A 14,954-nucleotide genomic window follows, 5' to 3' on the forward strand; every position below is an offset into this window, starting at 1 on the left:
GGCCAACCCCATGGGCAGCCACCGCCACGCATTTTTGTCAACACGAACCACTGATTCGCATGTTCGAAGCCTCCGGCCAACCAAAGTCCTGCGCCGGGTGTCCGACTCCGGTACGGGCCGCCTGGTGATTGCGGGGCGCATGGCCGATGTGTGCGCGGAGCTGGACCGCATGGTGGCCTCCGAAGCCATGCGGGCCTGAAGCCTGTCGGGAGTTTTTTCCAGGATCCCATTGCAGTCCCACGGTGTTGGCGGTGCATGCCTTGGAGATGGCGCGCGAGCTTACATGCCCTCGGAGTGCAAGGACACCAGCACGTCAAACCCGCCGGAGCAATTGCACGCCGCCCTCCGGCAGAACGCCTGGACGGACCACGCCAACACTCCGTCACCAAAAGCCGGGGATTTTGGTGCGCCAAGCGGCCACCTGGCGCGGTGCGCAATCGCTGCCAAGGCACAATGTCGGGATGAACATAGTGATCCTCGACGATTACCAGGATGCAGTGCGCAAACTGCATTGCGCCTCCCGGCTCGACGCGTACACCGCCAAGGTTTACACCAACACCGTCAAGGGGCTGGGGCAGCTCTCCGTGCGGCTCAAGGATGCCGACATCATCGTGCTGGTGCGGGAACGCACCCAGATCACACGCCAGCTCGTCGAGAAGCTGCCTCGCCTCAAGCTCATTGCACAAACGGGCAAGGTCGGCAGCCACATTGACGTGGCCGCCTGCACCGAACGCGGTATTGCCGTGGCCGAAGGCGTGGGCTCTCCGGTGGCCCCCGCAGAACTGACCTGGGCGCTGGTGATGGCTTCCATGCGCAGGCTGCCCCAGTACATCTCCAACCTCAAGCATGGTGCCTGGCAACAGTCCGGCTTGAAGACCGCGTCCATGCCTGCCAATTTTGGACTGGGCAATGTGCTGCGCGGCAAAACACTTGGCATCTGGGGCTATGGGCGCATCGGGCAGCTGGTGGCGGGCTACGGCCGGGCGTTTGGAATGAATGTGCGCATCTGGGGCCGCGAGGGCTCGCGTGCGCAGGCGTTGACGGACGGCTACCAGGCGGCCACGACGCGCGAGGAGTTTTTCTCGCAGTGCGATGTGATCTCGCTGCACCTGCGCCTCAACGATGAGACCCGGGGCATCATTTCGCTCGAAGACCTGTCGTGCATGAAGCCTACCTCCCTGCTGGTCAACACGTCGCGCGCAGAACTCATTGAACCCGACGCACTGATCGCCGCCCTGAACCGGGGGCGCCCTGGCATGGCCGCAGTCGATGTGTTCGAGAGCGAACCCATCCTGCAAGGCCACGCCTTGCTGCGACTGGAAAACTGCATCTGCACGCCACACATCGGGTATGTCGAACAGGACAGCTACGAGCTGTACTTTGGCGCGGCTTTTGACAACGTGGTGAATTTCATCAAGGGCACACCGACCAACATCGTGAACCCTGGTTCATTGCAGGTGCGGCGTTAAGACGCACGCCCGCTACAACCCAACCCGAGGAGGGTTCACACCCCCAAAACAAAAAGGCTTCCCGAAGGAAGCCTTTTTGTTTTTGCAAGGCACCGGAGCGCCTTGTAATAAACGACTCTCTATTACAGAGGGGTCTTCTTGCCGTCCTTGTAGACGTACAGCGTGATCGCAGGGTTCTTCATTTCGCCGTTGGGCTCGAAGGCGATCGTGGAAGTCACGCCCTTGAAGTTGGCCTTGGCCAGCTCAGGCGTGTAGACCTTGGGGTCCACGGAGTTGGCGCGCTTCATGGCGTCCACGATCAGGAACGTAGCGTCGTAGGTGTAGGGGCTATACACCTGGAACTGGTTGGGGTACTTGGCGTCGTACTTGGCCTTCCAGGCCGTGCCGCCAGGCATCTTGGCCAGCGAAGAACCACCTTCGGCGCAGATCACGTTGCCCAGGGTCTTGGCACCAGCGGCCAGCTTGGCGATTTCAGAAGTGCAAATGCCGTCACCACCGAAGTACTTGACGTTGCCCATGCCCAGCTGTTCCATCTGACGCAGCATCGGGCCGCCTTGGGGGTCCATGCCGCCGTAGAAGATCGCGTCGGGGTTCTTGGCCTTGATGGCGGTCAGGATCGCCATGAAGTCGGTGGCCTTGTCGGTCGTGAACTGCTCGTCCACCACCTTCATGCCCTTGGCAGTGGCCGTCTTCTTGAACACGTCTGCCACGCCCTGGCCGTAAGCGGTACGGTCGTCGATGATGGCAACGGTCTTGAGCTTCAGCGTATCTACAGCGTAGAACGCCAGGCCAGCGCCCAGGGCGTTGTCATTGGCGATGATGCGGAAGGTGGTCTTGTAGCCGGGCTTGGTCAGGTTGGGGTTGGTGGCAGCGCCGGTGACGTGGGGAATGCCGCAGTCGTTGTAGACCTTGGAAGCGGGGATAGTGGTACCGGAGTTGAGGTGGCCCACCACGCCAGCAACCTTGGCGTCGCACAGCTTCTGTGCAGCAGCGGTGCCCTGCTTTGGATCTGCAGCGTCGTCTTCAGCGACCAGTTCAAACTTGATCTTCTTGCCACCGATGGTGACACCTTGAGCGTTCAACTCTTCAATGGCCATGCGGGCGCCATTTTCGTTGTCCTTGCCGTAGTGGGCTTGGGCGCCGGAAACCGGAGCCACGTGGCCGATCTTGACCACCTGCTCTTGTGCAGAGGCCACACCAGCTGCAGCTGCGATAGCAGCAACCACGGTCAGTTTCAACTTCAATTGCATATCAATCTCCAGTAAAGATAAACGCTGAGAATCTTCTTGTGTCTCAACGCAGGCGAACATATCGCAATTTACGGGCCAGATCATTAGGGAACACGATTAAATGCGAGGGAAACCACAGGGGAATACCCTGTCATCCCTTGCTGGCTGTGGGCGCACCGCTCGCAAGCTCCTCGGCCACGGCCTCGTACACCGCATGCCGGACCACGGATTCGATCTCCTCCCGCAGCCTGGGCAGCACCGATCTTGTCTGTTCTTGCACCACCGTGGCGATCGCTTCGCGCAGACGTTGATCCAGCACAACGTCCACCCGCTGCATGACACGGTGCACCATGTATTCCTCCATGCCCTCGGGCATGGGCCGCGCCAGCGCGGGTGCGGCCGCTGCACGCGCCATTGGCATAGCCCCTGGCACAGGTGCTGCAGCGCTGGGCATGCGCTGCTGGGGTGCAGGTGTTTGAGCCCTCGCGGTACTCGGACTGGCACCGACCACCCCAATCGCTGGCCCAGCAGCCGGTGGGCGCGCAGACCGAGGCGCTGCGGGCAATGCAGTACCAGCGGGTTGCCGCATGTCCAAAGGCGCGGTGGAGTGCGGCGGTGGCATGACCGTGGTGCGCGCACGGGGCTCCACGGGCATGGCAGCCGGTGGTGTCCCCGGCACCTGCACCACTTCGGTGAGCGTGGGCACAAAACGGGGAGGCGCTTTGGGTGGGGTGGCCATCAGCCGCCTTTCAGCACCAGATCATGGCGCGTGATGGCATAGCCCCGCGACGCATAGTGGCGCCAGCGTACGCGCGCCTCGGCGCGGTCGGCTTCGTCATGGGCACTCACTACCTCTACCAGCCGGTCAAACCGCCCGAAGCCTTCGGGGACTTCCATGTTGAGATTCAGCAGCACCTCATGGTGCGCCGACGACCGCGCATCGACCGCCAGCAACACCGGGGACGCCAGCACCAGCTCTTCGTCCGCATCGCTGCGGCAGTGGGCCACAAAATCCTGGGGAGCCATGGCCCAGAGCATGCGGTCCAGGGTCTCCAGCGACTCGGCCGGTGCCGTGATGACCAGGCGCGCCCCGCTGCGCTGCACCTTGCGCGCAAAGCGGCACGCGTAGACCAGCTTGTCAGGCGCGTTGAAGTGGAAGGCGACCTCTGTCATGGCATGCCCGCCCGATCAGGCGGCCTTGGCCCGGGGTGCGCGCTTGGTCGCAGGCTTGGCGGCGGAACGCGGTGCGGACGCCGCCTTGCCCACCTTTGCGTGGGCCTGGGCCAGCAGATAGTGCACTAGCAAACCCACAGGGCGCCCTGTGGAACCTTTGGCCGCACCACCGCGCCAGGCCGTGCCGGCAATGTCCAGGTGCGCCCAGGGCATGTCGCCCACAAACTTCTGCAGGAACTTGGCGGCTGTGATGGAGCCACCCGCACGCCCGGCCACGTTGCCCATGTCGGCAAAGTTGCTCTTGAGGCCCTCGGCATAGTCGTCGTCCAGCGGCATGCGCCAGCAGGGGTCTTGCGCGGATTCGCCCGCCTCTTGCAGTGCAGCGGCCAATCCATCGTTGTTGGCAAACAGGCCGCTGCGCACGCCACCCAGCGCAATCACGCAGGCGCCGGTCAGGGTGGCAATGTCCACCACGGCGGCTGGCTTGAAGCGGGCCGCATAGCTCAGCGCATCGCACAGCACCAGGCGGCCTTCGGCGTCGGTGTTCAAAATCTCGATGGTCTGGCCGCTCATGCTGGTGACCACATCACCAGGCTTCACGGCGCGGCCATCGGGCATGTTCTCGCAGGCCGGGATCAGACCCACCACATTGATGGCGGGTTGCAGCTCGCCCAGGGCGCGGAACGTGCCCAGCACGCTGGCGGCACCACACATGTCGAACTTCATTTCGTCCATCTCGGGCGCGGGCTTGATCGAGATGCCCCCGGTGTCAAAGGTGATGCCCTTGCCCACCAGCACCACGGGCGCCTTGTCCTTGGCGGCGCCGTTGTAGCGCAGCTCGATGAAACGCAGCGGCTCTTCGGAGCCACGGGCAACGGCCATGAAGGAGCCCATGCCCAGGCGGCTGACCTCGGCCGGGCCGTGGACCTTGCACTGGATCCGCGGCAGCTTGGCCAGCGTCTTGGCGGCATCGGCCAGCAGGCTGGGCGTGGCATGGTTGGCGGGGCGGTTGCCCCATTCGCGCGCAAACTCCACACCCGCCACCAGCGCCACACCCCGGTCAAAACCTTCCCGCGCCTCGGTGGGGCTGGCAACACCAATCACACAGCGGCCCAGGCTGCGGGCCTCTGCCTTCGATTTGGTAGTGGTGTAGACATAGCTGGCCTCGGCGACAGCCTGCACGGCAGCGCCCACGGCATCCGCAGAGGCGGCGCCCGCCCAGCACAGCACCACCCGCTTGGTGTGGGGGGCCTTGATCGCACCGCCCGCTGCCAGCACGGCCTGGCGCAGCGCGCGGGCAGAGCCATCGCCGCAGCCCACCAGCACCACGCGGCGCGCGGCCACGGCGGGCACCTGGTACAGCTGCAGCTGCTTGCCCGCCTTCAGTGCCAGATCTCCATTCTTGAGCGCCAGCGCCGCCAGGGCAGACAGGGCGTCAGCCCCCGGCTTGAAACCCTCAGGAATCAGCACCACCAGCAGGTCGCATTTCTCCGAAGCAGCCGCCGTCAAATCCAGGGTCTTGAGATCAAAGTTCATAATCGGTGTTTTCCTTTTGAGCGGGCCATGCGCTTTGATGCGCACGCAAAAATGCATAGCACGCGCTGAGCCAATGTTATTCGATTCATCCATTCGCAAAGAGCTGGCACGCAGCTTCGGCGCGACGCTTGTGGTGCTGGTGACCGTGGTCATGACCATGATGCTCATCCGCACCCTGGGCCAGGCCTCCAAAGGCAGCGTGAGCCCCTCCGATGTGATGCTGGTCATGGGCTTCACCGTGCTGGGTCAGTTGCCCACCATCCTGAGCCTGAGCCTGTTCATTGCCGTGGTCGGCACCCTCTCGCGCATGTACCGCGACAGCGAAATGGTGATCTGGTTCGCCAGTGGCCGGGGACTGCTGAGCCTAGTCAAGCCCCTGCTGCGGTTTGCCTGGCCCGTGATGGTGGTGATTGCCGTGCTGTCGCTGCTGGTCTGGCCCTGGGCCAACTCGCAGATCCAGGAACTCAAGACCCGCTATGAGCAGCGCAGCGACATCGACCGCATTGCACCCGGTGAATTCCAGGAGTCCTCCAACGGCAGCCGGGTGTTCTTCATCGACAAGGACAGCCCCGACACCCAGGCTGCCAACAACGTGTTCATCGCGGCCAACGACGGCACGCGCGAGTCCGTCACCTCAGCCCGCAGCGCGCGGCTGGAGACCCAGGCTGGCGAGCGCATGGTGCTGCTCAGCAACGGCCAGCGGCTGGAGACCTCGCGCGACAAGCCCGGCGTCAAGATCAGCGACTTCTCCGAATACGGCACCCGCCTCGGCGCCGCCTCGCCGGGCTCCGCCGAAGAGCTGGCCGTGAAGACCCGCACCACCCTCAGCCTGCTCATGCAACCCCTGCCCGCCTACCGGGCCGAGCTGGGCTGGCGCCTGGGGCTGGCGCTGGCGGCCCTCAACTTTGTGCTGCTGGGCCTGGCCGTGGCCAGTGCCAACCCGCGCGCCGCGCGCAGCACCAGCCTGGTGTTTGCGCTGTTCGGGTTCATCATCTACTACAACCTCATGACCCTGGGCCAAAGCTGGGTAGGTGTCGGCCGGTTGGGCCTGGCAAGCTTCATGGTGCTGCTGCACGGCGGCATGCTGGCCGTGTCATTGCTGGTGCTGGCGATACGACACAACCAGTGGAGCGTGCGCCGCCTGCTGCCGCCCCGCCCATCAAGGGCCACCCAGACGCAGGGAGGGCAGCCCGCATGAAGACCATCCGCCGCCTGATCCACCGCGAGGCCCTGTCCGCCGTCACCTTTGTCACGGTCGGTTTCTTGGCATTGTTCTTCTTCTTCGACCTGGTGGACGAGCTGCGCTGGGTGGGCCGCGCCGGGGCCGAGGGCTACCAGCTCTCGCATGCGCTCTTGTTCGTGGTGCTGAGCATTCCCAGCCACCTCTACGAGCTGCTGCCCATCACCGTGCTCATCGGCACCATCTTTGTGATGGCGCGCCTGGCCCAAAGCTCCGAATTCACCATCATGCGCACCAGTGGCATGGGCCCCTGGCGCGCACTGCGCACCCTGGTCACCCTGGGCGGCGTGTTTGTGGTGCTGACTTTTGCCGTGGGCGACTACCTGGCCCCGCTCACCGACCGCACGGCCCAGCTCATCAAGGTGCGCTACCTCGGCAAACTGACCACAGGCGCCACCGGTGCCTGGCTCAAGGAGCGGCAGGACAACCACTCCTTTGCCGTCAACGTGCGCGCCCTCACGCCCAACGGCGGCATGCTGGATGTGCGCATCTTCGAGTTCGACGACAAAGGGCGCCTCGCCTCGCAGACGCGGGCTGCCTCGGGCCAGTTCGGCTCGGACGGCGCCTGGGCACTCACCAACGTGCAACGCAGCCGCTTTGAACACCGCGACGCCACCGACGACAAGGGCGAGGCGCGCGTGGAACACCTCGACACCCCCAGCCTGCAGTGGCCCACGCGCATCAGTGCCGACATGGTCGCCGCCTCCCTGCTCAAACCCGACCGCATGGCCACGCTCGACCTGTTCCAGTTCATCCGGCACCTGAACGCCAATGGCCAGTCGGCGCAAAAGTACGAGATCGAGTTCTGGCGCAAGGTGTTCTACCCCCTCTCCTGCCTGGTGATGGTGGTGCTGGCCCTACCCTTTGCCTATCTGCATTTCCGCTCGGGTGGCATTGCGGGCTATGTGTTTGGCGGGGTCATGGCGGGTATCAGCTTCTTCCTGCTGAACAACGTGTTTGGCTACGCAGGCAACCTGCAGAACTGGTCGCCCATGCTCACGGCCGCCGCGCCTGGGCTGATCTATTCCGTGCTATCCCTGGCCGCCTTCGGCTGGCTGGTGCTGCGGCGCTGACTGCGGCAGCACGCCATTTCACGATCCATGCAAAAAGCCATCGTCCTGTTCTCGCACGGCTCCCGCGACCCGCTGTGGCGCGCGCCCATTGAGGCCGTGGCCGCGCGCATCGCAGCGCAGCACCCCTCACGCCCCGTGGCCTGCGCCTACCTGGAGCTGTGTGCCCCCAGCCTGGCAGAGGCCACCCAGCGGCTCGTCACCCAGGGCGCCACCCACATCACCGTGGTGCCCATGTTCCTGGGCACCGGCAAACATGCGCGCGAAGACCTGCCCGTTTTGTTGCAAGAACTGCATGTTGCCCATCCCGGCGTGCAGTTCCACGTCCAGGCCGCCATTGGCGAGGACCCGCGCATGACCGCCCTGATGGCCGACATCGCCTGTGAGGTCCCGCTGGACTGAAAATTCTGCAGCTGCGCCAGGTAGCGCTTAGACGATTGCAGCATAATGATGCAAATCTTTAGGCGATATCAGATATGAACCTGCACCAATTCCGCTTCGTTCAAGAGGCGGCGCGCCGCAACCTCAACCTGACCGAAGCCGCCAAGGCCCTGCACACCTCGCAGCCGGGCGTGTCCAAGGCCATCATCGAGCTGGAAGAAGAACTGGGCGTGGACATCTTTGCCCGCCACGGCAAACGCCTCAAGCGCATCACCGAGCCCGGCCAGCACGTGCTCAAAAGCATCGAAGTCATCATGCGCGAGGTGGGTAACCTCAAGCGGATTGGCGAGCAGTTCAGCGCGCAAGACAGCGGCACCCTCAGCATCGCCACCACCCACACCCAGGCGCGCTACGTGCTGCCGGTTCCCGTGGCACGGCTACGCGAGGCCTACCCCAAGGTCAACGTGAGCCTGCACCAGGCCACGCCCCACGAAGTGGCCCGCATGATCATCGACGAGGTGGCCGAGATCGGCATGGCCACCGAATCGCTGGCCGACTACCCTGAACTCGTCACCCTGCCCTGCTACGAATGGCAGCACGTGCTGGTCGTGCCCAACGACCACCCGCTGGCACAAAAGGAGCGCATTGGCCTGGACGACCTGGCCCACGAGGCACTGATCACCTACCACCCCTCCTTCACCGGCCGGGGCAAGATTGACCACGCCTTTGCTGCGCGCAAGCTCACGCCCCGCATCGTGCTCGAAGCCATTGACTCCGACGTGATCAAGACCTATGTGCGCCTGGGCCTGGGCATCGGCATCGTGGCCGAAATGGCCATGCGCGACGACCCGGTGGGCGACCTGGCCGTGCGCCCCGTGGGCCACCTGTTCGGCCAGAGCGTGGCTCGGGTCGCCTTCAAGCGCGGCGCCTACCTGCGCAACTTTGTCTACAAGTTTGCCGAGCTGCTCAGCGACCGCCTGAGCCGCGAGCTGATTGCCCGTGCGATGACGGGGCATGTCAACGACTACGAACTTTGACCTGCGCTCCCCACCAGAAGCCCCTCACTCTTCCCGAATTTCCCCGCATTTCAAGCTGCAGCGCCATGACCTCCACCACCGCCCGCACACCCGCCTTCCCCAGCAAGCTGCCCAACGTCGGCACCACCATCTTTACCGTGATGTCAGCCCTGGCCACCGAACACAAGGCGGTGAACCTGGGTCAGGGCTTCCCCGACTTTGAATGCGCGCCCGAACTGGTGAACGCCGTCACCGCCGCCATGCAAGCCGGCCACAACCAGTATCCCCCCATGACCGGCGTGCCCGCCCTGCGCGAAGCCGTGGCCCGCAAGATCGAGGCGCTGCACGGCCGCGCCTACAACCCCAACACCGAAATCACCATCACCGCAGGCGCCACGCAGGCCATCATCACCGCCATCCTCGCCATCGTGCACCCAGGCGATGAAGTCATCGTGCTCGACCCCTGCTACGACAGCTATGTGCCCAACATCGAGCTGGCCGGTGGCAAGGCCGTGCGCGTGCCGCTCACGCCCGGCACCTTCCGCCCCGACTTTGCGAAGATCAGCGCGGCCATCACGCCGCGCACGCGCGCCATCATCATCAACAGCCCACACAACCCCAGCGCCACCATCTGGACGGCCGAGGAGATGCGCCAGCTGGAAGACCTGCTCGCGCCCACCGACATCCTGCTCATCAGCGACGAGGTGTATGAGCACATGGTGTTCGATGGCGCCGAGCATGAAAGCGCCGCGCGCTTTCCGGGCCTGGCCGCCCGCGCCTTCATCGTGTCCAGCTTTGGCAAGACCTTCCACGTCACCGGCTGGAAGGTCGGCACCGTGGCGGCCCCCGCCGCGCTGACGGCCGAGTTCCGCAAGGTGCACCAGTTCAACGTGTTCACGGTCAACACCCCCGTGCAGCACGGGCTGGCCGCCTACCTGCAAGACCCCACGCCCTACCTGCAGTTGCCCGCCTTCTACCAGGCCAAGCGCGACCTGTTCCGCGAAGGGCTGGCAGGCTCGCGCTTCAAGCTGCTGCCCAGCACCGGCAGCTACTTCCAGTGTGTGGACATCTCGGCCATCAGCGATTTGAACGAGGCCGATTTCTGCCAGTGGCTCACCCGCGAAGTGGGCGTGGCTGCGATTCCGCTTTCGGCGTTTTATGGCGACGGTTTTGACCAGCGTGTGGTGCGGTTCTGCTTTGCCAAGAAGGACGAAACGCTGCGCGCCGCGCTGGAACGGCTGCGCAAGCTCTGAGGCCGTTGCCATGGCTGCACTGACCGGGTCTCTCCGGCCCATCGTCGCGCCGACGCCCGCCAACCAGCTGCTGCCGTTTGAGAAAGCGTTGCTCCACGCTGCCGCTTCCGCGCTGCAACCGGCTGAGGCTGCGCTGCTTGCAAAGCAGGTGGCCTGTATCAACCACATTCGCCGCCCATCGGACTGGAAGCGCATCGAATTCCAGAGCAAGCGCTGGTTTCTGGTCCGCTGGCCGGCACAACTTCTCTTCGACCGCACAGAGGCGTTCCGCCTCGCCACCATTGCCTGCCAGTTTGGGGCGAAAGACGCACTGGTGGATGTATGGGCAGAGGGCGGCCATGTGTCTGCGCTGGAATCCGCAGTGGGTCTTAGCGGGCTCTCCATTGCGGGGCCGCTGAACATCCTTGGGGTGCATCCCGCCATCTGATGGGCGCCATGCCGCAAGATGACGCATGAATTTATAGAGAAAATCGGCCTCTGCGCGCGTCCAGTGCGTCAAACACGCTATAAATAAAATAGCAAATTGATCTGCCACGCTTCCCACTGCAGCGCAACCCCTGGATGCAGCTGGAGGGCTTCACTGGCAACGCCACCCTCACCGCGTCTGCCGCGCCAACCACACTCCCGCAGCCGCCAGCACCATCCCCACCAGCGCCCAACCGGTCAGCGTTTCGCCAAACATGGCCCAGGCAATCAGTGCCGTGGTGGGTGGGGTCAGGTAAAACAGGCTGGCCACATTCACCGCGCCGCCCCGGCGGATGAGCAGGTTCAGCAGGCTCACGGCCCCGAGCGACAACACCAGCACCAGCCAGCCCAGCGCAAACACGAACTCACCGCTCCATGTGATCGCCATGGTTTCAGTGGCGTGGGCCAGCACCGCCATGGCGATGGCACACGGCAGGTACTGGATCACCGAGCCCGTGCGCAGATCGAACGAGGGGCAGAACCGCTTCTGGTACAGCGTTCCCGCCGTGATGCCCAGCAGCGCCACCAGTGCGGGCAGCAGCATGCCCACCAAAGCACCCGCAGGCACGGTCGCCACCTTGCCCGCCACCACCAGCGCCACGCCGCTGAACCCCAACCCCAGCCCAACCCACTGCGCAGGCCGCACCTTCTCGCCCAGCAAGGCGCCCGCCACCAGTGCAGTCAACAGCGGCTGCAAGCCCACCACCAGTGCCGTGATGCCCGACGGCAGCCCATGGCCAATGGCCATGAACACCCCGCCCAGGTACACGCCATGCACCAGCAGGCCCGACACTGCGATGTGCCCCCACGCCCTGCCCGCCGGGGGCCAGGGCGCACGCACCAGCGCCACCACAGCCAGCATGAGCACGGTGACGATGGCAAAGCGCAGCCCCAGGAAGGTCAACGGCTCGATGTACGGCAGGCCCAGCTTGGCACCGATGAAGCCGGTGCTCCAGAGCGCGACAAACAGCAAGGGGACGAGTGAATCCAGCGGATTCGAGGCGGGAGACGGGTGGGGCGTTGCCTGGGTCATGGGGAGTGAAGATGAAGCGTCTGCGAGCGGCGGTCACGCCAGACTTGGGGGGGATGCCAAGGCAGCGGGAGTACGGCAGAGGGCCAGCCAATCATCGCACCGTCTGCCCGGCCACTGGGCCCCGCCCGCGTGCCCTGGTCGCAGGCCCATTCACCGCCCAGGCATACGGAACTGCCCTGCCTGCCGCGATGAACCGGCCCGAAGCCGAAGGCAGGCCGAGCACCTGTTGGTGCGCGCGGCGCAGACAAAGACCAAAAATACAAGAAAAATGCGGTCCTCCGCGCATCCACAATACGTTGATCGCTACACATTTAATAGCAAACAGGACTTCTCCACCCAGCAGAAAGAGCAGGTGTGAGCAGCCCCACCATTTGCCCACACCCTCCTTTTTCAAACGGGCTGGCTTCGGGAACCGACACGCCAACGGCAAACACGCTCTGCTTCGCAGCCATCGCCAGCCCCAAGGCGGGCCGGTGATACTGACCGCCCACCATCCGGCTGACGCTGAAGCGCTGCTCCACCTGCCGCTGGCCCTACACCGCCAGGCGGTATCCCACCCCCGACTCGGTAAGCAGATGGCGGGGCTGCGCGGAGTCGGCCTCCAGCTTTTGCCGCAGGTGCCCCATGTAGATGCGCAGGTAGTGGCTCTGGTCCGAGCGCATGGGCCCCCACACCTCACGCAGCAACTGCTTTTGCGTAATGACCCGCCCTGCGTTGGCCACCAGCACCATGAGCATGCGGTACTCGGTGGGCGTCAGGTGCACCTCCGCACCCGCCTTGCGCACCAGGCGCGCGCTGCGGTCCACCTCGACGTCGCCGAAATGGAACAGGGGCTCCGCCGCGTCCTGCGCCAGCCCGTTGCCGGTGGCGGCGCGGGGCCTGCGCAGGTTGGCCCGCACCCGCGCCAGCAACTCTCCGGTGCCAAAGGGCTTGGTGAGGTAGTCGTCTGCACCGGCATCGAGTGCGGCAATCTTGTCGGTCTCGTCGGTGCGTGCAGACAAAACGATGATGGGCACGGCGGACCAGCCCCGCACATCGCGGATCAGCTCCACCCCGTCGCCATCGGGCAGCCCCAGATCCAGCACCAGCAGGTCGGGGTGGCGGGTGCCTGCGGCAGACAGGCCCTCGCGCAGCGTGCCCGCCTCGTGCACCTGCCAGCCTTCAGCCTCCAGCGCGCTGCGCACAAAGCGCCGGATCTGTGGCTCGTCCTCGATCACCAAAACGGTACGTATCTGCATGGTTGTCTTCAGGGGGCAGAAACGCCCCGCTCCATCTCGCTCAAACCGGGGTCGGGCGGCGGCTCGCGCCGTGCGAGGGTCACCGTGAATTCTGCACCGCCCCCTTCCACACTGGCAGCAGAAATTGCACCGCCATGCGCTTGCACAACGGCCTTGCAGATCGCCAGACCCAGGCCCACGCCCGGGGTGGCAGATTCCGCCTGGCCCCGGGTGAATTTTTCAAACAGGGTGTGCTCTTTGCCCCGCACCGAGGCGGGCAGGCCCGGGCCATGGTCCCGCACCTTCAGCACCAGCATGGTGTCGGTGGTGGATGCTTTCACCAGCACCGGCGCTGCGCCATATTTGGCCGCATTTTCCAGAAGGTTGACCAGCACGCGCTCGATGAGCACAGGGTCAAACTCCACCAGCGGCAAGTCGGCGGGCAGCTCCGTGCGCACAGGCATGTCGCCCAGGGCTGGCCTGGCGGCCCGGATGGCCGAGCCGACCACCTCCTCCACCGACTGCCAGTCGCGCCGCAGGTGGACGCTCTGCCCCGACACATCGCTCTCCAGGCGCGCCATGTCCAGCAGGTTGCTGACCAGCGCATTGAGCTGGTGCGCCTGGTGCACGATGGCCTTGGCGATGGTGCCTGTCTCTTGCGGCGGCGCGGCCTGCAACGATTCGGCCAGCGTGATCAAGGCCGTGAGGGGCGTGCGCACGTCGTGCGACACCGCGCCCAGCAGGGCGTTGCGCAGCCGCTCCGACTCCATGTCCACCACGGCCTGCTGCGCAATGTTCACGTAATGCACACGCTCCAGGGCAATGGCGATCTGCCGCGCCAGGGTGTCCAGCTGCTGCGCCTGTTCCGGGATCAGCAGCCAGCGGGGCTGGGCGGGCTCCAGCGCCAGCACACCTCGCACGCGCATGGGGGCCTTCAGCGGCACATAGCGCCAAGTCTGCGCGGCCAGGGTGCTGGTCGCCAGCCCGGCGCTCTGGCCCTGGCGCAAGGTCCAGTCGGCCACGCTTTTATCAAAGCCCGGCGGCAGCTCATCGGGGTACTGAAGGCGGTCCGACGCGTCCAGCGCCACCACCACGGCGCGGCCCCCAAAGTGCCCCTGCACCGCGGCTGCTCCGATCTCGATGACCTGGCTGGTCTCCAGCGCCGCCGACAGCTCGCGGGTGAGTTCAAACAGCGACTGGGCGCGCCGCTCCCGGCTGATCGACACCCCGGCCGCGAACCGCAACCCGGCCGTGAGCTGCCCCACCAGCAGCCCCACGCCCAGCATCACTGCAAACGTGACGATGTACTGCACGTCGCTCACCGCAAACGACAGGCGCGGCGAGACAAAAAAGAAATCGAACGCCAGCACATTCAGCAGCGCCGCCATGGCTGCGGGCACGCGGCCAAAGCGCATGGCCACCGCGACGACGCCTACCAAGTAAAGCATCACGATGTTGGTCAGCTCCAGCAAGCCATGCAGCGGGGTTGCCAGCACCGTGACGGCAATGCTGGCGCCCAGCGCCCACAAAAAACCTTGCCAGCGATAGCGCCCCGCGCCGGGCTCGCCCACATCACCGTCATCATCCAGGCCAATGTTGCGGTCCCACAGCGCCTGGGGCAGGCGCCGTGAGCTGCCCGCATGCGCGGCCTCGACAATGTCGAGCGAAGGCGCCCGTTCGGCCAGCTCGCGCGCAACGCCCTTGGGGGCCAGCAGCTTGCGCCACCCCACGCGCACTGCGGGGCGCCCCAACACCAGCGTGGCGCAGTTCAAATGCAGCGCCTGGGCCGCCAACGCGGGCGCCACCCGGTCGCCCGTGAGCACAGCCGTCTCTGCACCCAGCTCCTGCGCCAGTTGCAGCACGGCCAGGATC

The 14,954-nt window shown here is 65.2% G+C and carries 14 protein-coding genes and 1 pseudogene; 8 read left to right on the forward strand and 7 right to left on the reverse strand.

What is annotated here, in order from left to right:
- Together AC07Z7_RS23070 and AC07Z7_RS23075 are read left to right on the forward strand one after the other, a co-directional pair.
- Positions 1-199: pseudogene (locus AC07Z7_RS23070) on the forward strand (hypothetical protein); the annotation flags it as partial.
- A 262-nt stretch (positions 200-461) separates the two neighbouring features.
- On the forward strand, positions 462-1,469 hold the full coding sequence (locus tag AC07Z7_RS23075; protein ID WP_094291101.1) for a D-2-hydroxyacid dehydrogenase family protein: 1,008 nt from the start codon (positions 462-464) through the stop codon (positions 1,467-1,469).
- A 122-nt stretch (positions 1,470-1,591) separates the two neighbouring features.
- Here AC07Z7_RS23075 and AC07Z7_RS23080 read toward each other — a convergent pair whose 3' ends face one another.
- The 4 genes from AC07Z7_RS23080 to AC07Z7_RS23095 form a co-directional block, all read right to left on the reverse strand.
- The gene (locus AC07Z7_RS23080) at positions 1,592-2,719 is read right to left on the reverse strand and encodes a branched-chain amino acid ABC transporter substrate-binding protein (protein WP_094291100.1); all 1,128 of its coding nucleotides are present in this window, start codon (positions 2,717-2,719) and stop codon (positions 1,592-1,594) included.
- Between the two features lie 130 nt (positions 2,720-2,849).
- The gene (locus AC07Z7_RS23085) at positions 2,850-3,113 is read right to left on the reverse strand and encodes a hypothetical protein (RefSeq protein ID WP_207253386.1); all 264 of its coding nucleotides are present in this window, start codon (positions 3,111-3,113) and stop codon (positions 2,850-2,852) included.
- Positions 3,114-3,436: 323 nt separating this feature from the next.
- Positions 3,437-3,871, reverse strand: coding sequence for a DNA polymerase III subunit chi (locus tag AC07Z7_RS23090; protein ID WP_207253385.1), 435 nt, complete (start codon positions 3,869-3,871; stop codon positions 3,437-3,439).
- A gap of 15 nt (positions 3,872-3,886) precedes the next feature.
- Entirely contained in the window at positions 3,887-5,407 is a 1,521-nt protein-coding gene (locus tag AC07Z7_RS23095) for a leucyl aminopeptidase (protein WP_207253384.1), read from the reverse strand.
- 73 nt (positions 5,408-5,480) lie between these two features.
- Here AC07Z7_RS23095 and lptF point away from each other — a divergent pair, with 73 nt between their 5' ends.
- From lptF to AC07Z7_RS23125, 6 genes are all read left to right on the forward strand, one after another.
- Positions 5,481-6,605 (forward strand): LPS export ABC transporter permease LptF, encoded by a 1,125-nt coding sequence (gene lptF, locus AC07Z7_RS23100; RefSeq protein WP_207253383.1) that lies wholly within the window; start codon positions 5,481-5,483, stop codon positions 6,603-6,605.
- Positions 6,602-7,720 carry an LPS export ABC transporter permease LptG gene (gene lptG / locus AC07Z7_RS23105; RefSeq protein ID WP_207253382.1) on the forward strand — a complete coding sequence of 373 codons (1,119 nt, stop codon included), beginning with the start codon at positions 6,602-6,604 and terminating at the stop codon, positions 7,718-7,720. The genes lptF and lptG overlap by 4 nt, the downstream gene beginning before the upstream one ends.
- 27 nt (positions 7,721-7,747) lie before the next feature.
- Positions 7,748-8,119 carry a CbiX/SirB N-terminal domain-containing protein gene (locus AC07Z7_RS23110; RefSeq protein ID WP_207253381.1) on the forward strand — a complete coding sequence of 124 codons (372 nt, stop codon included), beginning with the start codon at positions 7,748-7,750 and terminating at the stop codon, positions 8,117-8,119.
- A gap of 74 nt (positions 8,120-8,193) precedes the next feature.
- A complete protein-coding gene (locus AC07Z7_RS23115) occupies positions 8,194-9,135 on the forward strand; it encodes a CysB family HTH-type transcriptional regulator (protein ID WP_056062356.1) in 942 nt (313 codons plus the stop codon).
- 65 nt (positions 9,136-9,200) lie between these two features.
- Positions 9,201-10,367 carry a pyridoxal phosphate-dependent aminotransferase gene (locus tag AC07Z7_RS23120; protein WP_207253380.1) on the forward strand — a complete coding sequence of 389 codons (1,167 nt, stop codon included), beginning with the start codon at positions 9,201-9,203 and terminating at the stop codon, positions 10,365-10,367.
- A 10-nt stretch (positions 10,368-10,377) separates the two neighbouring features.
- Entirely contained in the window at positions 10,378-10,794 is a 417-nt protein-coding gene (locus tag AC07Z7_RS23125) for a hypothetical protein (protein ID WP_207253379.1), read from the forward strand.
- A gap of 168 nt (positions 10,795-10,962) precedes the next feature.
- Here AC07Z7_RS23125 and AC07Z7_RS23130 read toward each other — a convergent pair whose 3' ends face one another.
- From AC07Z7_RS23130 to AC07Z7_RS23140, 3 genes are all read right to left on the reverse strand, one after another.
- Positions 10,963-11,865, reverse strand: coding sequence for a DMT family transporter (locus tag AC07Z7_RS23130; protein ID WP_207253378.1), 903 nt, complete (start codon positions 11,863-11,865; stop codon positions 10,963-10,965).
- Positions 11,866-12,398: 533 nt separating this feature from the next.
- The gene (gene kdpE / locus AC07Z7_RS23135) at positions 12,399-13,103 is read right to left on the reverse strand and encodes a two-component system response regulator KdpE (RefSeq protein WP_219733311.1); all 705 of its coding nucleotides are present in this window, start codon (positions 13,101-13,103) and stop codon (positions 12,399-12,401) included.
- A gap of 8 nt (positions 13,104-13,111) precedes the next feature.
- Positions 13,112-14,954: DUF4118 domain-containing protein (locus AC07Z7_RS23140; protein WP_494767791.1), on the reverse strand; the 1,843-nt coding region annotated here is incomplete at its 5' end.

It is taken from the genome of Acidovorax sp. GW101-11A03 (assembly GCF_059424825.1).

Excerpts from the sequence above, each read along its gene's own strand:
- AC07Z7_RS23075 (WP_094291101.1), top strand. The coding sequence starts at position 462 with ATGAACATAGTGATCCTCGACGATTACCAGGATGCAGTGCGCAAACTG.
- AC07Z7_RS23080 (WP_094291100.1), bottom strand. The coding sequence starts at position 2,719 with ATGCAATTGAAGTTGAAACTGACCGTGGTTGCTGCTATCGCAGCTGCA.
- AC07Z7_RS23085 (WP_207253386.1), bottom strand. The coding sequence starts at position 3,113 with ATGGCGCGTGCAGCGGCCGCACCCGCGCTGGCGCGGCCCATGCCCGAG.
- AC07Z7_RS23090 (WP_207253385.1), bottom strand. The coding sequence starts at position 3,871 with ATGACAGAGGTCGCCTTCCACTTCAACGCGCCTGACAAGCTGGTCTAC.
- AC07Z7_RS23095 (WP_207253384.1), bottom strand. The coding sequence starts at position 5,407 with ATGAACTTTGATCTCAAGACCCTGGATTTGACGGCGGCTGCTTCGGAG.
- lptF (WP_207253383.1), top strand. The coding sequence starts at position 5,481 with ATGTTATTCGATTCATCCATTCGCAAAGAGCTGGCACGCAGCTTCGGC.
- lptG (WP_207253382.1), top strand. The coding sequence starts at position 6,602 with ATGAAGACCATCCGCCGCCTGATCCACCGCGAGGCCCTGTCCGCCGTC.
- AC07Z7_RS23110 (WP_207253381.1), top strand. The coding sequence starts at position 7,748 with ATGCAAAAAGCCATCGTCCTGTTCTCGCACGGCTCCCGCGACCCGCTG.
- AC07Z7_RS23115 (WP_056062356.1), top strand. The coding sequence starts at position 8,194 with ATGAACCTGCACCAATTCCGCTTCGTTCAAGAGGCGGCGCGCCGCAAC.
- AC07Z7_RS23120 (WP_207253380.1), top strand. The coding sequence starts at position 9,201 with ATGACCTCCACCACCGCCCGCACACCCGCCTTCCCCAGCAAGCTGCCC.
- AC07Z7_RS23125 (WP_207253379.1), top strand. The coding sequence starts at position 10,378 with ATGGCTGCACTGACCGGGTCTCTCCGGCCCATCGTCGCGCCGACGCCC.
- AC07Z7_RS23130 (WP_207253378.1), bottom strand. The coding sequence starts at position 11,865 with ATGACCCAGGCAACGCCCCACCCGTCTCCCGCCTCGAATCCGCTGGAT.
- kdpE (WP_219733311.1), bottom strand. The coding sequence starts at position 13,103 with ATGCAGATACGTACCGTTTTGGTGATCGAGGACGAGCCACAGATCCGG.